The following is a 22,436-nucleotide window of genomic DNA, read 5'->3' as shown; positions in this document are numbered from 1 at the left end:
TTAACGACTGTTGCCAAGACTAGAATTAGAATTGACGTCACATTCTTTTAGTAGCCAAAGTGCCAGACTCTCTGCCATTAAGCGATCGCTATCTTGCTTTAATCGATGAAATTGTCGAAACCACCCTCAAGGGCAAAATTAACTCTGTAGAACAGGTGTATCAACTGCTGCTTAAAGGAATCACTTCCGGTACAGGGGAAGTGTTTGAGCTAGCTTTGAGCGATCGCCTGAATGCCCTCCAAAGCCAAGTCGATAGCGAAAAAGACGAATTAAAGAAAGCTAAAGCTACTCGCAGTTTGAGAGCCATTAAAACTATTCAAAGTCAATGGCAACGCTTTTCAGAGCAAAACAAAGCAACAGTTGCGATCGCCTCCGCAGTTTCAGAAATTACCAGAGCTACTGCTGACGAACGTTTGGCGGTATTTATCCGGGTTACTGACCCCAATCAGAAGTATCCGCTAAATTTGCAACAACTACAGCAGTTGTCAAAAGCATTACAGCAATTTGCTCAGGTAGATTCTGATTTGGAACAATTTTCGGAAGGAATTACCCGTGGTTTAGTTTCTTGGCAGCGATTGCAAGACAACTTGCTCAGTTGGATGTACGACCAAAAAGAATCTCTAGGATTTGGCGGCGTACCCGGAGAACGTGGCCCTTGGGCAAGTTGGGCTAAACAACTCAATAGTGAGTTACCCCAAGCACTGCTTCGCACCTTAGCTAGAGAAGAATCGGCAATTGAGTTTGCCCAGCGACAACGAGGAATCACCCTCAGAGATTGGGTGGAAATGGCATTGATTTTACAGTATTTGCAACGGGGACTAATTAACTGGTTTGACCAACAAGCTTACGATGTTAAGGCAGGGCCAAAGTTGTCTATTTCCACTTTCTTGACCTTTGCAGTGATTTGGAGTCAGCTAGCAAGTGGTTTTAGGAGCATTGCTCCCGTATACAGCGACGCCTGTTCTCAAATCATGCTCCAGATTTTGCGAACCTTTGCTCAACGTCCTTATTTTCCCTTTTACGGCGGGATTTTTGCCTCTTTTACTGGCACTTATTTACGAGATGCCTTAGATTATTTGGATGAACCTCTGCGACGAAGCGAGGGAACCCAAGAAAAGGCGCGAATTTTGACACTTTTAGGCTATTCTCAGCGTGCTTTGGGACAATACCAGCGCTCACTTGATTTTCATCATCAGGCGCTGGACATAGCCAGAAATGCAGGCGATCGCGCCTGTGAAATTGCCAATCTCAACCACCTCAGCCGCACCTACGTGCAACAGCAAAATTATACTGAGGCAATTAACTACAGTCAACGGGCATTAATCCTAAGTCGGCAAGCAGGCGATGTCTACGGCGGGCAAAGCCAACGCACAGGAGAAGCCAATGCCCTGGTAAATTTAGGTTACAGCGAAGTCATGCAAGCTCAGGAACTAGAAAATCTAGAACCAGAAACCTATGAAGCCGCAATTAACTATTTGGAACAAGGTTTAAAATTATCAGAAAAGTTAGGCGACATTCAAAGTAAAGCCTTATGTGTCAGCAGTTTAGGAATTGCCTATTTAGTAATTGGACAACACCAAAGGGCAATTAAATATCTCGAAGATGGTTTTAAAACAGCGCAAGTTTCCGGTGATTTGTATCTGCAAGGGCGTAACTTAGCTTATTTGGCAGAAGCTTATTACCATCTGCAAAATTCCGAAAAAACTGTTTACACAGGCTGCTTGGGAATGTATCTGTTAGAGCAAATTGCTTCTCGTGAGTGGCGACAACCAGCAGGGTTACTGACAATTTTACAAGGACAAATAGGAGCAGAAGCTTTCCAAAAGTTCTTACAGCAACATCGCCCGAAAATCATTGCGGTTATCGGTGTAGATGGGTATGATCACATTCCGCAATTGTTAGAGGAATATCAACGATAAATGTAAGAAAGTAATCGGTATTAGGGCAGGGCTATTTCATTTAAATGGGGCGTGAGTAAGTAAGTTGGCGCGAAAAAACCTAAATATGTTACGAAACGTAAATAGGCTTAAAACCCTTGTAAATGACGAAGGACAAATGACAAATGACAGCCATAGCCAGTTAGCTTTAATTGTGCCGACCTACTTAGCAATGGAACAGAAAACCGGAATAACGAAAAATTAAGGTTTTTAACCTGCGTAGGCAGGTTTTGTTTGTGTAGCCGCACCTGCGCCAGGGCTAGTAATAAATTAGACTTTTTAAACAGCCTCTTATAGTGTTTTTGTTGAGCAAAAATTGTGCTTGGCTAATAGAGCTTTTAAGTGATTAGCCTAGGCGTAGCGTCTCGTAGAGAAGGCATCGCTTCATTGTTTATGGTAGGAGTATGATGTTAAGAGAAAATTTAAAAATTAATTTTATGATCAATCCACAAAAGCTACCATTTCTAGAGTCTATTGGTTGGCAGCTAAAAAATGTATATCAAATGAGTGAAAAAGAAATTGTTCAATTGTATCAACGCAATTGGCATTATCAAACTACCTTCAACAATTTAAAACAAGAAGAAAAGGATTTTGTTCATTATTTAGCCAAAAAATATAACTCTTGGATATTACCGGATTTTGAAATGTTTCATCTCGTTCATCACAATAATATACTTAAAATCCTTAATGCTTTCAATCCAGAAGTTTTCAAAAAAGCTTCTGCATACTTTGGCGGTGGTACACTCTTAGCGTTAGAGTATGATGAATACAGGCTTAGTAAAGATATTGATTTTCTCTTCCCTTATGGAACTGAAAATTACAGGTACTTAAGAAATTTGATTGACGACGAAGGAATTGTAGCATTATTTCAAAGTACAACAGATATCGAATTAGGTGACACTACAATAAATCAATATGGTATTCGTTTCGCTGTTGTCGTCAATGAAACAACTATTAAAGTAGAAATTGTAGCCAATGGTATTTTTACTTTAGACCCTCCTGTTTATCTGGAATGGACAAAAATTCCTTGTCTGAGTATAAGCGATAGATTTACATCAAAACTAATGGCTAATGCTGACCGATGGAACGATTCCAGTACACAATCTAGAGATTTGATTGACTTAGCAATATTGCGTGTAAATAACGAAATACCCCCACGTGCAATCGCTAAAGCTCAAGAAAGCTACGAAGTAAAAAAGCCATTAGTTAAAGCCATCACTAATTTTACTGAGAAAGAGAGATATAGAGATAAATGTTTTCAGGAGTTAAACATACCTGAAGAAAAATTTCCAATAATAATGGATGGAATAAATTGGCTTCTTGTTGACTTTGAATCTATGAATTAAAGTAATTTAAAATACAATCATTACACCTAAGAGGCTGTTTCAAAAGTTCTTAGTGATGTATCGAATCCTTTTAGATCCCCCTAAATCCACGCCACTTGCTTCACTTGGGGAGCCAATTTTCAAAACCCCTCTCCGCGTCGGAGAGGGGTTTGGGGAGAGGTCTGCCGACTTGTGTATACACGGTAGCTTTTTAAGGGGGGTCAGGGGGGATCTAAAAGTGCCTAAAGTTACAGCGAAACACTTTTCAAACAACCTCTAACACTCTGTCAAGAGCGAGGTTTGACATTAACCTTGGTACCCTGAGTGTTTGAGCGTTTAAATACTTTTGTATTATTTGTGCAACATTGCTGTAGTTCGTGTTGTAGACTTAGTATTAAGCATACTACAATAATCAAACAATGTTTCATGTTCTTGTATAAAAAAACTGGAGATTGCGGTATATAGCCCACTTGTCATATCAGGTGTGTATTGCCCTTGGAGCTAAGGAGTAGAAAAAATGAATTGTCTGACGAGCGCAGCAGTTATATTAACATGGATTGGTGTAGTCAATTGTCCTCCAAGCTTAGGACTATTATCAAATATCAAGCCTTCACCAATAGAAGCCCAATCAATTACTCCAACTAATCATCAACAGTTGATGGCTAGAGTCGGAACTACTTTAAATAGTCAATTTAATTTGAAGTACGGACAGATAGCTTACCTACCTAATAAAGGTATTGGAATCAAATTTTCACAAGTGTTGGAGGACTCTAGATGCCCAATTAATGTAACTTGTATTTGGGCAGGACGAGTGACTGTTGGATTAGACATCATCAAAAATGGTCAGAAGCTTTCAACATTAGTCCTAACCCTTTCACCCGGTAATGATGGTTCAGCAACTCAATCAGTTGACGGATATAGGGTGACATTGAAAAATGTTTTTCCTTACCCAAAGAGCGGACAGACGCTCGTGAAGCAAAACTACATTGCTCAAATCGTTGTTAGTCAAAATTAAAAAAGTCAAGTCAGCCCCAAGTCCGGCAGTCGTACAGAATTCAATTCTGGCGAAATTAACTATATACTTGAATTATGTCATCTTCTTGAAGTGTACAGGTAGAGAAAAATTATGAGTGATCAATCTTTGTGGGAAAATATAGAGCAGTTTCAAGAATTATCTGAAGAAGAATCTGAAACAGTGAACGCTGGTAAAAGCTATGCCGATTTGAAATATCTGAATGTTGGTGCTTGTCCTGCCTGTCGTTCCGGGTTTGATCCCTTACTAATTCAAAAATATGACAATATAATACCTTTGCTAAAAACAGAGAGAGTCTAACTTTTGTCGAAATAGATCAAGACAAGGGCGGGAAAGATTGTTAGGCAGATGTCAAACTCCTGCGCAGGCGGACAGGACGGTATCAATTGCTTGTACAAAAACCAGGGAGGATTTTCTTGGCTCAGTTTTTTCCTTTTAAAAATTCTACTAACACCTTGTCTAGTCTTCCCAAACTTGGCGTTGGTCTTTCATTTCAAGCTCCCCTGCAAAGTTTTGTCGAAAGTTACTGGGACAGCTTTGATTTTCTGGAGATCATTCCAGATACTTTTTGGAATGATCTGGGAGCTAGTGCAACTCCTCGCTACCAAGAGAATCGAAATATTCAGGGGTATATGGAATTTCTTGCAAAGCACAAGCCGATTATTGCTCATAGTATTGGGCTGTCCATTGGCAGTGCCGATTGGTTTGATAGTCTCCATGTAGCCCAAATTGCCAAATGGCAGCGACAGTATCACTTTCCTTGGCATAGTGATCATTTATCCTTTAGTCGGTTAACGCAAACATTTGGTCATCTTATTGATGTCGGTCTTACCATGCCAGTCCCCTATGATGCAGAAGTCCTAGATCTGCTTGTAGATAGGGTGAACTATGTGCATAGAGAAGTCTCAGTACCTTTTTTGCTGGAGAACAATGTTTATTATTTTGAGATTCCTAATCAAGAGATGAGTGAGGCAGACTTCCTCAATCAACTCACTGCTCGAACTGGCTGTGGGCTTTTGCTCGACCTTCATAACCTTTATGTTAATGCCTACAACCATCATTTTGATCCTTGGGATTTCCTTAACAACCTTGACTTAACTCAGGTGGTAGAAATCCATGTGGCAGGTGGAATGGTGATGGAAGGTTTTTATCTAGACGCTCACTCCGGAGTTTGTCCACAGGCGGTTTGGCAATTACTCGAGGAACTTCTGCCTCAAGCTCCAAATGTCGCAGGTATTGTTTTTGAAGTTTTTGGCACATATTACTATCAAATGGGGCCTGAACTGCTCAAACAAGAACTTAGTCAGGCGAGAGCGATTTGGAAAGCCAGCCGATAAAGGAATAACTTCATGGCGCTTTTAGGGTTTCAACAGGCTTTATCTGAGTTAGTCATGTCTCCAGAGTTTTGCTTCCAAGTTTTAACCAGTCCTGAGCAGGCTCTGAGGGTATTTGATTTAACTTCTCGGGAATATCAGCGCCTGGTATTTTTGGCTCAGTTGCCTGGCATTGGTATTGGGAGAATGCTCCATCGTTCATTTCGTCTTAGTATGTTGGTAAATATCTTGCCAAAAACCTGTACACTCTTAAATTTTCAGAATCTTAACCAGGTATTTGATATTTACTGGCAGATACAGCCGCCGCGCAATTTTTATTACGAGCAGGAAGCCGTTCGCTTTGGAGAGTTCTTGCTGGCACAACTTGAACAAGGCTTGCTCCAAAACGAATTTCTAGAAGAAATTTTGCGTTTTGAACTGTGTGTACTTTTTCTGACGAAGTTTATTCCCGAACAGGGAGCTGGCAATAACAGCTTCCAAATTGGGGATCTGAAAGATTTCTTTCCTGATTTGAATCCTAAATATCGCATTGTCTTTTTTCGGCATCAGCCTAATAGTCTGCTCACAACCTTGAGTGAGAGCCGAATGCCTGAAGCTGGGCTTCAAGGTGAGTACTATCTACTTTTAACCATGTCTTCGACAAATCAGTTGCAGATCAAGCCAATAGGATCTCGAATGGGTGAGGTCTTATTGGCTTGTAATGGTCAGCGTAGCGGGGAGGATCTATGTACACAATTGTCTCTAAACCTTGAAGACCTGGAGATATTAGCTAAAAAAGGCTTTATAAGCCAATACAGTTCAGTTAAGGCTAAAACTCTTTGCCAAAGTCAATTTTTTTAACGTAGACGCTTCGGCTTGCCGCAGGCTACCGCAATCGCGTTAGCGTCTCCCCTTCTCCCAAAGGGAGAGGCTAGCGCCAAGGGAGAAGGAAGAAGCAACTGGCGCGTCACGGAGGAATGAGAGTTTAAGAGGGTTTTTGTGTAAGTCCTAGTCTAGAGACGGATTGGCGATCGCTCCCAGTTGAAGTTAGAAATTACCACTTGGGAGAAACAGCTAATCATTGCGTAAGGATTCAGGCTAAGGGGGTATTGACAAGTGTGACATCCGAGGCGGAGTATCACAATTATGGAAAAAAGCCTACCTCTTGAAGTAGACCGTGAAACCCTTATACAGTTGGCTCCGAAACAACTGGTGGAAATATGGTATAGATAAGTATTAAAAAACATCAAGTTTATGGAGATTTACCAGTGGAAAAAAAGCTGGGTATTCTTGTTGTCGATGACCATCAATTAATTTTGACTGGGACTCTGGATGTATTAAGTAGAGAGTATGCTGAAGCTTCTATTATTAAAGCTCAGACAGCAAAAGAGACACTTTCTAAACTTCAATTTCACCAGTTTGACCTGATTGTGATGGATTTATCAATTCCCAATCAGCAAGGGGAGACAGCAGAAATTGATACCGGAATTAAGCTGTTGCAAACTTTGCTCCAAGAAGATCCCCATCAAAATTTCATGGTGCAAACTAGTTATGTGAAAGCGTTAATCCGGATCAAACACGAGATTGATAATCATCAAGGTGGGTTTGCGATCGCAAACAAAGGATTACCCGAATCAGAAATGCTAATGCGGGTTAATTTGGCACTTCATGGTGCAACTCACACCAAAGACATCAAAACCGGGATCGAACTCAAACCAGAATGGTCAGAGGTGTTGCGGTTGGCTTTTGAAGAGAGTTTGACAGATAAGGCGATCGCGGAGAGAATGTATAAATCAGAACGAGCAGTGCGCACTTACTGGACGAAGATTCAGGATGTTTTGGGAGTATATCCTGAAGAGTGCAAACAAGGTGGTAAGAATATGCGAATCCAAACCGAAGTTCGTTCCCGTGAAGAAGGTTTAATTGATTAAACCAGACAAACTACATGAGAAAGAGAATCTGGAATTGCATTTACCAAGAATTGGGATTATGGTCTCTTGCTGCACCTCCGGGAATATTGGTGTTGGTGTTAGTGATCTTGATCCGTATGCTTGGAGGAATGCAATCTTTAGAGTGGATGTTCCTCGATACCATGTTACGTCTGCGTCCCGCAGAAAAACTCGATGAGCGTGTAGTCATTGTGGGGATCGACGAAAAAGATATTGAATGGGTTAAGCAATATCCGGTTCCAGATGGGAAGATTGCAGAGTTACTCACCAAGCTGGAAACCTATAAACCGCTAGCAATTGGGCTAGATATATTCAAAAATGTTCCCGTTGAACCTGGTGGCGAAGAACTCGCCAAGGTGTGGCGGCAACATACTAATATTATTGGTATTGAAAAAATCTTACCACCAGGGCAGATTTCTCCACCCCGAACTTTGCCACCCGAACAAATTGGATTTGTTGATTTATTTACTGATGCAGATAGTAAAAATCGACGCTATTTGTTATATACAACGAACCCGAAAAATGACAAAGAAGATAAATATTCTCTGGTGCTACAGTTAGTTAGTAGGTACTTAAAAACGAAAAAAATTGAGTTAAAAACGGGGAAAAATGACCAGAATACAATCATGATTCAGGGAACGGAGTTTACCCGGGTAACTGATAATTTTGGTGGATATGTGAGCCTTAATCATGAGGATGGAGGATTGTCAATTTTGATGAACTTCCGCAACAATTATCAGCCTTTTCATGTTGTGTCGCTGCGCGATATCCTGAATGAGAAAAATCAGAATATTTATACAAAATTGTTGCGCGATCGCATTGTGTTAATTGGCAACCGAAATCTGAGTGGTGGTGATATTTTTTATACGTCGGCTTTGCCAACATTAGAATTAAAAGGTCAAATTTACGGTGTTGACTATCATGCTCACGTCATCAGTCAAATTCTCAGTACTGTAATTGATGGTCGCCCAATGTTGCACAGTTGGGCAGATATGGGAGAATACACATGGATAGTTATTTGGGGTTTTCTGCCGATTATTGTTGGACGACTTACCCAATCTGTCTGGAAAAATCTATTTAGTGTTGTTGTAGCGGGAGTTTGTCTATTTAGCTACGGCTATGTGATGCTGTGGTTGTGGGGTATATGGATTCCTGTAGCACCCAGTTTGATTATATTAGCTGTGAATGGGGTTGGCTTGAGTGCTTTTGCATTTTACCAGCACGACAAATTCTTGCGATCGCAAATTAACGAACGTCAAAGCACAATTCAACACACTTTTACCGTAATTCATAATGGGCCTCTACAAACTCTCGCCTATGGATTAAAGCATATGCGTGCTAAAGATTTACCCGAAGAAGAACTCCTGAGACAATTTGAAAAGCTTGATCGAGAAATTCGGGAAATTGGCGAATTTCTCAAACTCGAAACATTAACCACAGAAGAGAGTTTGCGTTTAGGAAGCGGATTGATCCTCGAATTGAACCGACCGCTTCATGATTTGTTATATGAAGTTTATTCAAGTACATTAGATCGTCACGATTTTGAATATTTTAAAACGTTAAAAGTCAAAATTCGCAATTTTGACCCGATTGATGATAAATATTTAAGCATGGAACACAAACGTGAAATCTGTCTTTTTCTGGAAGAAGCTTTGTGTAATGTTGGCAAACATGCCCAAGGAGTAAAACGTGTTCAAGCAACAGGTGTTTGTAGTGCAAGTGAATACAATTTATGTGTCAAAGATAACGGTTGTGGGATTAAATCAAAACTCGAAAATAGAGGCACAAAACATTCTAAACTACTCGCCAGACAATTAGGAGGAGAGTTTCGACGGGAATCCCTTTCCCCTCGCGGAACAATATGCGAACTTAGTTGGAAATCTCCGAAGGACTTTTAGAGGATGTTTAAAAAGTATTTGAGTGTGATTTTAGGTACTTGTTGATCCCCCCTAACCCCCCTAAAAAAGGGGGAAGAATTAAAGTCCCCCAATTTATCGGGGGATTTAGGGGGATCTAAAACGTTTTGTTACCAACAAGAGGACTTTTAAAACATCCTCTTAGATTTTAAAACAAATTTAATCTGGGATGGTGCGTTAGCCTACGGCATAACATATCCGATTAGGACTTACGCACGAGTTACGGAATAACGAACCGCAGAGGCACAGAGTAAACGGAGGAATGAGAGTTTGAGAGATATTTTGCGTAAGTCCTACCGATAAAACTAGATTTTTAGGACTTGTGTGTACCCTATAGTCCAATACAGTTCAGTTAAGCATTTCTTTCTTCTCTTTGCGTCCTTGGCGCCCTTCTCCCAAGGGGAGACGCTACGCGATGGCGGTTCGTTAAAAAAACTGACTTTTACTCAGAGTTTTAGCCTTAAGTGAACCGTATTGCCCTATAGTCTGCAAACAGAGAGGTCAAGATTTTAGTAGATAACTAAGTAGAGGGGCGCCAATAATTAAAGGTTTGTAGTGAGGGCTGAAGCCCTCACTACAAACTAATGTCAAAATTTTTTACATTACTTAACCTAGTTTGATTTCTTCTCACCGACTTACTTAACGCTATGTGCGACTTTCTCTCAAACCTAACCCCCAACCCCTTCCCTACGAGGGAAGGGGAGCAAAAATCAAAGCCTCTCGGACTGTGGGGGAGAGGAATGGAAGCGGGGTTCCAAGAATAAGTCGCACATTGCGTTACTTATACAATTACTAGCATTTACCATGAGTCATCAATATTTGGGATTTTGGCTATATAGCCGCAGAGTTACAAGTTTGGTTGTGGGAGTGGTTTTTTTAATTAGCGCCGTCCCTGCATATGCTGAGTTTAAACCACGCGATCGCAAACCTGCCAGTGGATATTCCCGTGCGGGTGGTTCGCGTGGATGTTCGAGTAGCGGTATCTCGATGACACAGCTTGCACCTGTGACATTTATCGGTAAAACCGCTTCCACACGTCCAATGCTTGCTTGGTATATGTCAAGTTCCCAAACCGTGCGATTGAGACTCTTTGAATTCGATTCCGCGACAAACGTTAAACAAATCGGCAAAGTTAAAGAAATACCAACAACAGTCGGGATTAACAAACTCAAACTTCCTCTAGATTATCCGGAATTGACTGTAGGTAAAACCTATTTTTGGCAAATCGCAATTGACTGTGAAACGCGTCCAATTGTTAGCAATGCAGAATTTACTGTCATCAATCGTCAATCACTAGTAAAGAAGGAATTTTCTAACATTCGAGAAAGGATAAATTATTATGCTGAGAATGAACTGTGGTATGAAGCATTTGAAGAAGCATTGAAAGCAACCAATAATGGTAAATTGGATGAAACTGGATCAAGTTTAGTTCAAGAACTCGCACAGTCTGAAATTGCCACAGGAAGCGAAGTTGATCTCAAAATTATCAAACAACGCATCGAAGATATCCAGAGAATTATAAACGAAAAAATATAGAGGGAGTAGGGAGAATAGAAATGGTGAAAATTTTGCGGTTTGGTGTAGCAGGATTGATAGGGTGGGTGGGAGCGTTAGCGGAGCTTACCCTAGGTATCGCAGTTTCGATTCACCCTACTTTTGCTCAATTAACTCCCGATAACACTCTTGGGATAGAGCGATCGCAAGTCATTCCGATTAATAAAGATGATGACCGCATCGAGGGCGGTGCGACTCGTGGCACTAACCTATTTCACAGTTTTCAAGATTTTAACGTCGGTGTTGGCCGAGGCGTTTATTTCGCCAATCCACAGGGGATAACAAATATCTTTTCTCGCGTTACTGGTGGGAACTCATCGAATATTTTCGGGACTTTGGGGGTATTGGGTAATGCGAATTTGTTTTTGCTAAATCCTAATGGGATTGTGTTTGGGAAAAATGCCCAGTTAGATATACAGGGATCATTTCTGGGGACGACAGCAAATAGCTTAGTCTTTCCCAATGGTGTAGAGTTTAGCGCTACAAATTCCCAAGCGGTGCCGTTGTTGGCTATCAATGTACCAATTGGGTTGCAGTTTGGTTCGCAACCAGGAAGTATTAGTAGCCAAGCAGTGATTCGGAATTCTCAGGGAGATGCTGTTGGTGGTTTGGGCGTTGGTACTGGCAGTACTTTAGCACTTATGGGTGGTGAAATTGCCTTGGATGGTAGTTTGTTGTTTACTAAAAACGGACAAGTGAAATTGGGAGCAGTGGGTGGAGATACAACCCTTGATCTGAATGTCAATGGCTCCTCATTGGGTTTTAAGTTAAGAGAAAATTTCCGACGGGCACCCATCAACTTAACGAATGGAAGGATTTTCGCTAGAGGTGAAAATAGTGCAATTGAGCTATTTGGTGGAAAAATTGGGCTAAACGGAAACCGTTTGGATATATATAGTTTCAATGGCGGCTCAATTATTGTTGATGCGACTCAATTTAATTTAGACAATCGTTCTGTCGTTCGGAGCGTTACATCTGGTGCGGCGAAGGGTGGTGATATTCAAATTCAAGCCCGCGATGTAGTAACTCTCGGTAACAGGAGTATGATTTATTCCGACAGCGATGCTGATGCTACGGGTGCGGGTGGTGATGTTACTATCAATGCGGGAAAAATCACAATTACCGGAAATGGAACAGCAGAAAATACAAGTATTATCTCTACATCGACCTATGGCAAAGGTAATGGAGGGAACCTCACCTTCAATGCTAGAGAGTCGGTTAACATCAATGGTGCTTTTATCTCTGTTGACACTGATGGTGTAGGCAATGGAGGAAGCTTAACTGTGCGAGCAACAGATGCTGTTAATATCACTGATGATGGCTTTTTAATGTTAGACAGCGATGGCTCTGGTTCAACAGGTAATTTGCGGATTGAAACAGGCACTTTGCGAGTTCAAAACCCATCTTTCGATTCTGGAGTGGCAGCAATTGCATCTGGTAGTGGAAGTGTCGGTTCTATTTCCATTCAGGCTCGGAATGCGGTTGAGGTGACTCACAGTCGTATATCAACATTCTTTTTTGATGAACCACTTCCAAGTCCAAATCAAGCTCGGAATGCGGTTGAGGTGGCTCAAGGTAATATATCAACATTCTTTTCTGGTGTACCAGTTGCAACTCAAAATCGAGTAATAGGAGGGGATATCATCATTGAAACCCAGCGACTCAATCTCAAAGATGACGGTGATATTTTGAGCGATACATTTAATACAAATGCAAATGCAGGTAACATTTTTATTAAAGCTAGTGAATACGTAGAGATTAGCAGCGAAGGTAACATATCAAGTAGAACTTACATGGCAACGGGAAATGGGAGTAATGTAACAATTAAAACACCTCGACTCTCCCTAACTCAAGGAGGAAGTATAAACGCCACATCCACTCAAAGCAGTGGTAATGCCGGGAATATTACTATCCACGCCAAAGATGTAGAATTGGATGGGTTGACTCCACCAAAGATCACTGACATAACCTCGAGCGTGTATGCAAGTAATGCCGATGTGCAAGGTGGCACGATAAAAATTTATACAGAACGGTTACGGTTGAGTAATGGTGGAAACATCTCAAGCTCAGTGGTACAGGGGCGGGGACAAGGGGGTAATTTGGTGGTTCGTGCCACTGATTCTATTGATATTACTGGGGTTGGTAGAGAACGACTAGATGGTTCACTTGAGCCATCAGGTTTATTTGCAGAATTACAAAATGGCGGAATTGGTTCTGGGGGAAGCATTGACGTTACAACAGGACGCTTAAACCTCAGCAATGGCGGACTAATCTCTGCCGGCACATTCAATCAAGGTAATGCTGGGAATATTACGATTAATGCTAGTCAAATTGATTTACGTGGTGGAAAAAATGGTGGTATCAGAACTCAGGTTGACGATGAAACTACAGGTAACGCAGGCAATATCAGCATCAAAACTCAACTATTAAATGTACAAGAAGAATCGCAGATATCATCAGCAACTTTTGGAAATGGAAACGGGGGTAATTTAACAGTACAAGCTGATAAGATTATCCTGACTGGTTCAGACAGTGAGTTTGGGTTATTAACTGGTCTAACATCATCAGTTCAGAAAGGGGCTAACGGTAAAGGTGGTGATATAGATATTACTACCAATAATCTTCATATACGTGATAATGCTCAAATTGCCTCTGGTAGTACAGATAGGGGTGACGCTGGAGATATTAGAATTCATGCTAATTTTATCGAAATTTCGGGAAAACGCGGTGCGATCGTTTCTTCAACCAATGCAGGTAATGGTGGTGACATCACCCTTGATATCGCTGATTTCTTACTGTTGCGCGGTGGCGCTTTCATTTCAACCTCCGCAGGTAGAAGCCAAGCTGGTGGCGATGGCGGTAATATCAATATCAACTCTAAATTTATTGTCGCCATCCCCGAAGAAAACAGCGATATCAAGGCGAATACATACACTGGCACAGGTGGAAACGTCCAAATCAACTCGCAAGGTATTTTCGGTATCGAGTCGCGGACAAAGCTAACCGAAAAAAGCGATATTACTGCAAGTTCCGAATTAGGTGTATCAGGTGTAATTAAAATTAATGCACCCGATACCAGTTCTATCCAAAACAGCTTCACAGAATTATCCCCAAAGGTTATCGATACCAATGCACTGATCGCCAATAGTTGCATTTCACGTAGTTCCAAGCAGCAGGGTACATTCTTCATCACGGGTTCTGGTGCTTTACGTAACAGCCGTAACGATGTTTCTACCTCAATCTATTCGACTGGTGAGGTGCGAAGTGTTGAACCAAGATCGGGAACTTGGAAAAAAGGCGATGCAATAGTTGAACCACAAGGGGTTTATCGACTTACTGATGGACGCTTGGTACTCAGTCGAGAATGTCAGTTGTAATATCATGTCCCCATAATTAGTTATGATTCTCACAGTCATTGCACCCCTCCCGAAGAGCGAGGCTACCGTGTATACACAAGTCGGTAAGACCTCTCCCCAAACCCCTCTCCGATGCGGAGAGGGGCTTTGATTCTTCCCCCCTTTTAAGGGGGGTTAGGGGGGATCTAGAAGTGCCTAAAATCACAGTCAAATACTTTTCAAACAGCCTCTAAGGCTGTCATTTGTCATTTGTCCTTCGTCATTATATAAGGGTTTAAGGTGTATTTACGTTTCGTAATATAGTTTGGTTTATTTTTGCCGACTTACTTAATAGGGAATAGACATAGGAGTGAAATTAAATATGCGTTACCCAGAACCCTTGTTTTGACGTAGCAGTGCTACGTCAAAACAATTCTTTTTCACCAGATGTTTAATTGAGAATTGGGAAAAAGGTGTACTGAGTTTTGTTCAGATGTGGGTTTCAAAGCCAATTACCGATCGCAATCATTGGGGCCCAATATACGGGGTTATCATATTTGATATTTATACCTTGAGATGACGGTAATTTTTTGGCATTAATCATTCTAATTTGGGCTTTTTGCAGTGCTTCTGCAATACTCATGCCAGCGTTGCGGTAATTGGTGTAAAATGCTTTGACTAGTTCGGCTGTCGATGCATCTGTGACACTCCACAAAGATGCGATCGCACTTTTAACTCCAACTTGCAATGCAACTCCAGCTAATCCTAGTGTAGACCGATCGTCGCCAACTGCGGTTTCACACGCCGTAAGTACCAGAAGTTCGACACTATCTAATTCGCTGTTGAGGTTTCGCAGTGAGTTTTCTAATTGACTAATGGTGAGTTTTTGGTTTCTACCTGTAACAATGAAGGTGTCTTCGGGAATGATACCAAATTGCGCGTGACTAGCTATATGGACGATGGGGTATGTTGTTTTCTCCAGTTTTTGTTTAAAACTTTCGGGGACAAAGTTATCGTCCATCAGGTCGGTATAATCGGTAAATAGACTTTTAACTGCACTGACTTCTTCGGGAACCGAAAAAAGCGCATCAAAAACCTTCCCGTCGATTGTGGCTTTTTGTATCAAACCCAAAATTAACACCTTTTGCGTACTGCGATCGCGTATTTTGGGTGTAGTAATTCGTAAACTAGGAGTTGTGGCAACTGCGTAGGTTTCTACTAAGTATTTCTTTTGTTGGCGATCGTAAAGTGCTGCCATTGGCACACTACGCAAAAACCCATCCTGAATAAACACAAGGGTTTTGACTGTCTCAGGTTTAATATCTTCAGCAAAGGGGCGAATTATCCAATCATAAAGCTCTGCCGCAATTGTTGTATCGTAGTTAACTTCTTCTTCACCTTTAATTAGTCCGGTACGAAACTCGGCAATTTTTTTCTGTAACCGATCGCTGCTAACTATCTTACTTGTACCTTCTTGATTGGGGTCTTCAATCCACTTAAATTTGGTTGTCTGATTGGGTAATTGCAATAATATCCCGGTTTTGTGATCTAAAATTATCGAACTCAAAAACCCCGTATTTTTAAAGGTTGCACTATTATTTTCCAGAAGTTCACCCACAGGTTGGGGATTCAACGCACTCAAAATACAATCATTGCCAAAATAATTCTGTAATTCTGCCAGTTTCAACGCATCGATGGTTTCGACCACTTGCGATAATTCCTTGGCACGTTGTTTGTCTGCAATTGCACCAACTTCCAACAGTTCAAGGCGCGATCGCGCCAATGTGCGGTACAATGGTCGAACCACATCCCGGAAGTCAAACTGGACATCCCGTTCTGTGGTTAAAATATCCTGGCGGATATCTTCCAAGATTTCAAATGCTCTTTGATAGGATGCGATCGCTTCTTCTTTGCGATTCTGTTGCTCTAAAATCCGTCCCGCTTGCCACTCCCACAAATACAAGCTATCTTTCGCACTCAAGTTTTTGTCTGCGGCAATAATTGCAGATTGAGTATATTTTAATGCTTGTTTACTATCTTGACGGCATTCCCAAAAATGTCCTAAAGCCCCATTAGCATATGATTGTAGGCGATTGTCTTGTAAGTTATTACTAGTTAATACGGAGCTTTTCAGCAAATTTAATGCTTCATTGTCCGATGAAAGCATCTGAGTTGGACAGTGGGTAAAGGGCGAAGTTCGTTGAGAATGGCGCTGCAAGTATGCTATGTCAATTGATCCGTACACTTTTGTCGCGGAATCGGGTAAATCTACGAGAACCTTCAAAGCATCCTCATGGGCATTATTAAAGGTTTCATCGGTGATAACCTTGGTCTGATTTGTCTGGGAACCCAACTGAATTAAATTTAATAATCCCCGCATCTCTGCTAAAGGTTGTTCTTGGCTTTGGGCAAGTTTTATGCTATTGTGAAAATATTCGCGGGCTTGGTTGTAATCTGCTGTAGATTTGTTGGTAAATTCCTTTTCTTTACTGAAAATACCAGCTTGCTTTGCAGAATTAGCTTGTAACTCATGCAATTGAGCGCGACTTCTGTAAGCATTACCCAAACTATTTAACAGCAAAAAGTCAGATTCGGGAGAAACTTGTTGTGCGGCGTGTAAATATTTAATTGCTTGGTCATAATTTCCGATTAACCGATATGCCTCACCGAGAATTCCCAAAGCCGCAATCTTACCGCGTTTGTCGTTGTGTTTAGTGGCAATTTGCTCGGCACTATCAGGAGTGCATTCTATTTTCTGACTCCCTTGAGTTTCTGAAATTTTCGATTTATCTACCAGCTTACCACATAAAAGTGCGATCGCTTTGCGAGGTTGTCCCAAATTGCTGTAAACTTGAGCAAGTTCTGACTGCATTCGTCCCACTTGCTGGATATTTTCCACCGCCCCATAGTCACGAATGGCTGCTGATAACGACTCAATAGCTTCTTTGTTTTGTCCTACTTGTTGGTAAGCACGCGCCAAATTTTCATTTATAACCGCCGCACCTGATGGATTATTTTTATCCTGATTTAGTGCCTCTTGCCAATTTTTGATCGCATGAAAAAAATTTCCGGCATTATAGTCTTTAATTCCTTGCTCAACTAGTGCTGTTACATTTGGAGTTTGTGCAGTTACGACTTGTTCAAACAGAAAACATATTAAGAAGGTTATCAAAAACAAGACTTTGAAAAATTGATCTCGATTTAGTTTTTGGTGTTGCTGAGTAGAGACATAAGTTATCCTTTTGCCAAGATTTACAACTTTCAGCAACATCTGGAACCACCAAAGCACAGAAAGTAATATTTGAAAATATTTATTTTTAATTTTCATCTATAATTATTTAACTTTTATTAAGAAATATTGCTCACATGGAGAAACCCTATGTGCAGTTTTCTGCAAAATGGGACGCACAATAGTGCGATCGCCCGATCCAAATCATGCAACTATATTTACATAATTTGTCAATCTATTACCTCGTCGTTTCCCTTAATCTGACCTTGAAGGAACGGTCAAGATTCCATGCAATAGACAACAATGTAGAGACGTAGCACTGCTACGTCTCTACAAGGGTTCTGGGTAACGCATATTTAATTTCTACCAGATGTCTAATTGAGAACCCCGACAAATTTTACATAAGTACGTTGGTGCGAAAAAAGTCAAGTATATTACGAAACGTAAATAAGCTTAAAACCTTTACTAATGACAAATGACAGCCTTAGCCAGTTAACTTTAATTGCGCCAACCTACATATCATATATAAACAATGGGTTCCTACTTTCGGTTTCAAAAGCTTGTTTTCGCATTACTTACCTCCATCAGCATCAGTCCACTCCCAGTATTTGCACAATCGACACCTCCATCGGGAGTGACAATTCCCCCCGATACACCAGGGAAAGTGGAAGAAACTCTACCCCAACCATCTCCATCACCAACACTTCCTCCCACACCACCAACACCAACTGTTCCCATACTCCCATCACCCCCACAGGAAAATCTACCCGAAGCAATCTTTCCTAGTGGTGAAAGTTTTTTTGTCAAAGAAATCCAAGTCAGAGGCTATTCTGTCTTAGAAGATGAAATAATTAAGTTAAAACAGCCCTTAGAAAATAAAAAAATCACATTTGAGCAGTTATTGCAACTGCGATCGCAAATCACTGAACTCTATGTTAAAAAGGGTTACATCACCAGTGGTGCATTTATTTCCAACAATCAAAATGTCACTAGCGGTGTGGTGCAAATCCAAGTTGTGGAAGGCGAACTCGAAGGAATTTCCATTTTAGGGTTACAAAGATTGCAAACTGCATACGTGCGTTCCCGGATTCAAAGGTTTGCAGGTAAGCCTTTAAACCAAAAAAGCCTCGAACAAGCGCTGCAATTATTACAACTTGACCCAGTGATTGAACGAGTTAATGCTGAGTTAACCGCAGGTAGCACTCCCGGAAGTAATATTTTACAGATTACAATTACCGAGTCGCCAGCATTCCACGCTGGCTTTATCTTTGCAAATAACCAATCAGCTAGCGTTGGTTCAGAACAAGAGAGTGTTTTTGTTGCTCACGATAATTTATTCGGGTTTGGGGATCAATTCAATGCCGAATATGGCATCACCCAAGGCTTAGATATTTACAATATCAGTTATTCTATTCCCTTTAACGCCCTAGATGGAACTATTGGTGTCCGCTACAGTAACAGTGGTAGCCGCATTATTGAAAGCCAATTTCGTGACTTGGATATCCGCAGCGAAGCCGAAACTCTTGCTTTTAATGTCCGTCAACCGCTAATCCACAACCCAAACAGTGAGTTTGCTCTCTCGTTAGGATTCGATTTACGCCGCAGTCAAACCTTTATACTCAATGATATTCCCTTCTCCTTTACTGAAGGCCCTGAAGATGGGGAATCAAAAGTTAGGGTAATCCGCTTTTCTCAAGATTGGTTACAACGTAATGCTAACAGTGTCCTAGCAGCGCGATCGCAATTTAGTTTTGGGATTGATGCAATTGATGCAACTGTCAACGACAGTGGTACTGATGGGCGCTTTTTTAGCTGGGTGGGACAATTTCAATGGGTACAACGCCTATCTCCTCGCATCTTAATGCTGGCGAAAGTTAACACTCAACTCACAGGTGATTCCTTGCTTTCGCTGGAAAAAATTACCATTGGGGGAGTTGATACAGTGCGCGGTTACGCTCCAAATCAACTTGTTGCTGACAATGGGGTAGTTGGAGGTGTGGAAGTTCGTATTCCTCTGGCATCGAATTTAGAAATTCTACAGCTAATACCATTTTTTGACATCGGTACAGCTTGGAATAATCGCGGTATTAATGCCGACCCACAAACCATTGCTAGTCTGGGTTTAAGCTTGAACTGGCAACCTTATGCAGGTTTGGTATTGCGTGCAGACTACGGTGTACCATTGCTCTTAACAAGCGATCGCGGTAGTTCACTGCAAGATAATGGCTTTAGTTTTTCAGTCCGTTATCAGCCGTTTTGATATTAAGTCGGTGGGCACGATTAAAGCTAACTGGCTAAAGCTGTCCTTTGTCATTTGTCCTTTGTCATTAGTAAGGGTTTTAAGCTTATTTATGTTTCGTAGCATACTTAAGTTTTTTCGCACCAACTTAATTATGCAGTTTTCTGCAATCAGGCGATCGCATTAGTCTATTCTCCAGGGATGAAAACTGCACCCAAACACGCAGAAAAGGTCGATGTGTGGCATTAACTTTTAATTTAATCTATAACTCATCGCCAACAGTAATGTTACTGAACCTGTACCAATCAGGTGATGGAATATTTATCCAAACAGGATATGTGGGTCAGAGGTCAGAATACAATCTGTCTACTTTGACCGAAAAAGCGGATAGCGCCACAAAGAGCGAGTCCGCGTACTCCCGCATCAGTGGCGGCTGAATTCCCCACAAAGAGTGATTCTAAGCCATCTGGAGCATCTTTGGCGGGAGCAGAGTGAATTCTGACGAATGTATTCTTCTTCAACCAAATACCTTTGCCTGAACTCAATTTAGATCAAGGAGACACTCAAATGGCTATTATTTACGGCACCGCGTTAAGTGATGTAATCGATGGCACTAACGTTAACGACATTATCTACGGCTATCCCGCTTTTGGCTATGGCTCTGGCGGCAATGATTACGACGGCTTTGATACGTTGTATGGCTATGCTGGTAACGATGCATTGTACGGTGGCAATCAGGATGACATTCTGTATGGCGGTAGTGGCCAGGACAACCTCTATGGTCAGGGTGGCAAGGACATTCTGTATGGCGGTACTGGCAGCGACATTCTCTATGGCGGTAGTGGCAACGACCTCCTTGACGGCTATGGATTCACTGGTATAGAGTACGACACCCTAGTTGGTGGTTCTGGTTCTGATACTTTCGTTCTTGGCGGTTTCTGGGGTGTTTCATACCAAGATTTTGGTTTCGCTACCATTACTGACTGGAACCCCCTTTCTGATTTAATTAAAACCGTTGGTAACTCTAGTCAATACTCTTTAGTGTATTCAGACTTGAGTGGCGGTTCGGCTCTAGACACACAAATTTACTATGGCCTTGACTTGATTGCTAACGTTCAAGACACTACCAATGTCATTGTCTCGCTAGACTTCATCTTTGCCTAGTCAGCACTTTAGGGACTTCCAGAAAATAAATTACCCAATTTATTTCTGACAATTCAGGTTATGTGGAAAAGTCCACCAAAAACCTAACCCCCTAACCCCCTTCCCGCATCGGGAAGGGGGAAATTCAAAGTATCTCTCTTTAAAGGATGTTTGAAAAGTCGTAAAGTATAGTAGAAACCCCGCTTCCATTCCTCTCCCCGAAAGGTCAAGAGGCTTTGAAACCCCCATTCCCTTGTAGGGAAGGGGGGCTGGGGGGGTTAGGTTTCTGAGGCTTAGATGTTAGCAAAAATACTTTTCAAACATCCTCTTAAAGGAAGAGAGAAATAAAAGTGAGGTTGTCATTAGTCATTAGACATCTGGTGAAATTAAATATGCGTTACCCAGAACCCTTGTAGAGACGTAGCACTGCTACGTCTCTACATTCATTTTCACTCCTATGTCTATTGTGGTTTTAGGTAATCGTCATCCAGATGCCAAATCGTTTCAAAATCTGCAACACTGAATACAAGTCATTGCCCCGATTTAGCAATGAAAACACATCTGACAACCCATACTTTGCTCCATCACGAAACATCAGCTTAATAAACAAAAACTCACTTCCATTTAAAACCATCCCAAACAAAGGTCGATCCCGGTTAGGTGATGCCAACATATAAGCAAGGGCCTGCGGAATTGCCTTCGTCAATGAAAACTCCGAATTTTTTGCCTCAATCACTGCTACCCACAACCCTTCCTGAATCACCAATACATCGATACTTCCCTGAATCACTTCCCCCTCATCCTCTGCCGAAACCCTGATATTGACCTCGCCATCAATGCGAAATGGAGGTTGGTAAAATCCTGCTAAATCTAAAAGCGGCGATAACACCACCATTTTGACAATACTCTCCATCACTGGATAGTCCAGCAAGTAGAGGTAATTGCGCTTTACCCGATCAAGCATTTGCTGTTCTGAGGCGGTGAGTTCTGGCAGATCATTCAACCACTCTATGAAAAATAAGTCATCCTCCACCGCTTGTAGCCCAAACTTGACCTTCAAATCATGGAATTTAATATTTCTTGCTGCGATCGCAGTCCTCATAATCTTTCTCAAGGATGGAGAATAGCTCTATTGTAGGTTTTTGTTGGCTAGCATTAGGGGTGAGATTGACACTCTCAGGTCTAAAGACACCCTCGATTCTTGTTTCTTCGACATAACTTGCTCAAGCAGGTTTGCACCCGCATTTACAAAGGTCTGTTCTAGAACATCAACCACATCAAAAGCCCCTTTCAGAGGGGCATTTTTATTGCAAAATCACAAGCACTTCTTCTGGACGATTCTCACAAACCTATTCTTCTAAACAAATCCACCTTTAGAGGTTGTTTGAAAAGTATTTGACTGTGATTTTAGACACTTGTTGATCCCCCCTAACCCCCCGATAAATTGGCTACCGTGTACACGT

16 protein-coding genes are annotated in these 22,436 nt (G+C 41.5%); 13 read left to right on the top strand and 3 right to left on the bottom strand.

Annotated features, from left to right (window positions below; genetic code table 11):
* Positions 1 to 59: 59 nt before the first annotated feature.
* The 11 genes from LC605_RS07750 to LC605_RS07700 all read left to right on the top strand — a co-directional run bounded on the left by LC605_RS07750 (position 60) and on the right by LC605_RS07700 (position 14,404).
* Positions 60 to 1,919 carry a tetratricopeptide repeat protein gene (locus LC605_RS07750; protein WP_229546984.1) on the top strand — a complete coding sequence of 620 codons (1,860 nt, stop codon included), beginning with the start codon at positions 60 to 62 and terminating at the stop codon, positions 1,917 to 1,919.
* 85 nt (positions 1,920 to 2,004) lie between these two features.
* Complete coding sequence (locus tag LC605_RS07745) at positions 2,005 to 2,142, top strand: hypothetical protein (protein WP_229546983.1); 138 nt, start codon at positions 2,005 to 2,007, stop codon at positions 2,140 to 2,142.
* Positions 2,143 to 2,374: 232 nt separating this feature from the next.
* The gene (locus LC605_RS07740; RefSeq protein ID WP_229546982.1) at positions 2,375 to 3,283 is read left to right on the top strand and encodes a nucleotidyl transferase AbiEii/AbiGii toxin family protein; all 909 of its coding nucleotides are present in this window, start codon (positions 2,375 to 2,377) and stop codon (positions 3,281 to 3,283) included.
* A gap of 496 nt (positions 3,284 to 3,779) precedes the next feature.
* Positions 3,780 to 4,277, top strand: coding sequence for a hypothetical protein (locus tag LC605_RS07735; protein WP_229546981.1), 498 nt, complete (start codon positions 3,780 to 3,782; stop codon positions 4,275 to 4,277).
* A gap of 111 nt (positions 4,278 to 4,388) precedes the next feature.
* Positions 4,389 to 4,595, top strand: a complete 207-nt coding sequence (locus LC605_RS07730) for a hypothetical protein (protein ID WP_229546980.1) — start codon at positions 4,389 to 4,391, stop codon at positions 4,593 to 4,595.
* Between the two features lie 116 nt (positions 4,596 to 4,711).
* Positions 4,712 to 5,632 carry a DUF692 family multinuclear iron-containing protein gene (locus tag LC605_RS07725; protein WP_229546979.1) on the top strand — a complete coding sequence of 307 codons (921 nt, stop codon included), beginning with the start codon at positions 4,712 to 4,714 and terminating at the stop codon, positions 5,630 to 5,632.
* A 12-nt stretch (positions 5,633 to 5,644) separates the two neighbouring features.
* Positions 5,645 to 6,469 (top strand): hypothetical protein, encoded by an 825-nt coding sequence (locus tag LC605_RS07720; RefSeq protein ID WP_229546978.1) that lies wholly within the window; start codon positions 5,645 to 5,647, stop codon positions 6,467 to 6,469.
* Positions 6,470 to 6,837: 368 nt separating this feature from the next.
* Positions 6,838 to 7,539, top strand: coding sequence for a response regulator transcription factor (locus LC605_RS07715; RefSeq protein ID WP_229547003.1), 702 nt, complete (start codon positions 6,838 to 6,840; stop codon positions 7,537 to 7,539).
* Positions 7,540 to 7,553: 14 nt separating this feature from the next.
* The gene (locus tag LC605_RS07710) at positions 7,554 to 9,455 is read left to right on the top strand and encodes a CHASE2 domain-containing protein (RefSeq protein ID WP_229546977.1); all 1,902 of its coding nucleotides are present in this window, start codon (positions 7,554 to 7,556) and stop codon (positions 9,453 to 9,455) included.
* An 822-nt stretch (positions 9,456 to 10,277) separates the two neighbouring features.
* Positions 10,278 to 11,009, top strand: coding sequence for a DUF928 domain-containing protein (locus tag LC605_RS07705; RefSeq protein WP_229546976.1), 732 nt, complete (start codon positions 10,278 to 10,280; stop codon positions 11,007 to 11,009).
* A 20-nt stretch (positions 11,010 to 11,029) separates the two neighbouring features.
* The gene (locus tag LC605_RS07700; RefSeq protein WP_229546975.1) at positions 11,030 to 14,404 is read left to right on the top strand and encodes a filamentous hemagglutinin N-terminal domain-containing protein; all 3,375 of its coding nucleotides are present in this window, start codon (positions 11,030 to 11,032) and stop codon (positions 14,402 to 14,404) included.
* Between the two features lie 460 nt (positions 14,405 to 14,864).
* Here LC605_RS07700 and LC605_RS07695 read toward each other — a convergent pair whose 3' ends face one another.
* Complete coding sequence (locus tag LC605_RS07695) at positions 14,865 to 17,690, bottom strand: CHAT domain-containing protein (protein ID WP_229546974.1); 2,826 nt, start codon at positions 17,688 to 17,690, stop codon at positions 14,865 to 14,867.
* A 433-nt stretch (positions 17,691 to 18,123) separates the two neighbouring features.
* On the opposite strand from LC605_RS07695, the gene LC605_RS07690 reads away from it, so the two are divergent.
* The gene (locus LC605_RS07690) at positions 18,124 to 19,851 is read left to right on the top strand and encodes a ShlB/FhaC/HecB family hemolysin secretion/activation protein (protein ID WP_229546973.1); all 1,728 of its coding nucleotides are present in this window, start codon (positions 18,124 to 18,126) and stop codon (positions 19,849 to 19,851) included.
* Positions 19,852 to 20,180: 329 nt separating this feature from the next.
* On the opposite strand, the gene LC605_RS07685 is transcribed toward LC605_RS07690, so the two are convergent.
* The gene (locus LC605_RS07685; protein WP_229546972.1) at positions 20,181 to 20,351 is read right to left on the bottom strand and encodes a hypothetical protein; all 171 of its coding nucleotides are present in this window, start codon (positions 20,349 to 20,351) and stop codon (positions 20,181 to 20,183) included.
* Positions 20,352 to 20,397: 46 nt separating this feature from the next.
* Here LC605_RS07685 and LC605_RS07680 point away from each other — a divergent pair, with 46 nt between their 5' ends.
* Entirely contained in the window at positions 20,398 to 20,994 is a 597-nt protein-coding gene (locus LC605_RS07680; protein WP_229546971.1) for a calcium-binding protein, read from the top strand.
* Between the two features lie 451 nt (positions 20,995 to 21,445).
* On the opposite strand, the gene LC605_RS07675 is transcribed toward LC605_RS07680, so the two are convergent.
* Positions 21,446 to 22,075, bottom strand: coding sequence for a type I restriction endonuclease (locus LC605_RS07675; protein ID WP_229546969.1), 630 nt, complete (start codon positions 22,073 to 22,075; stop codon positions 21,446 to 21,448).
* Positions 22,076 to 22,436 lie beyond the last annotated feature (361 nt).

It is taken from the genome of Nostoc sp. CHAB 5836, from assembly GCF_020829445.1.
GTDB lineage: Bacteria > Cyanobacteriota > Cyanobacteriia > Cyanobacteriales > Nostocaceae > Nostoc.
Note: the sequence above shows the minus strand (reverse complement) of the source record. Positions and strands in the feature narration are given on the sequence as shown.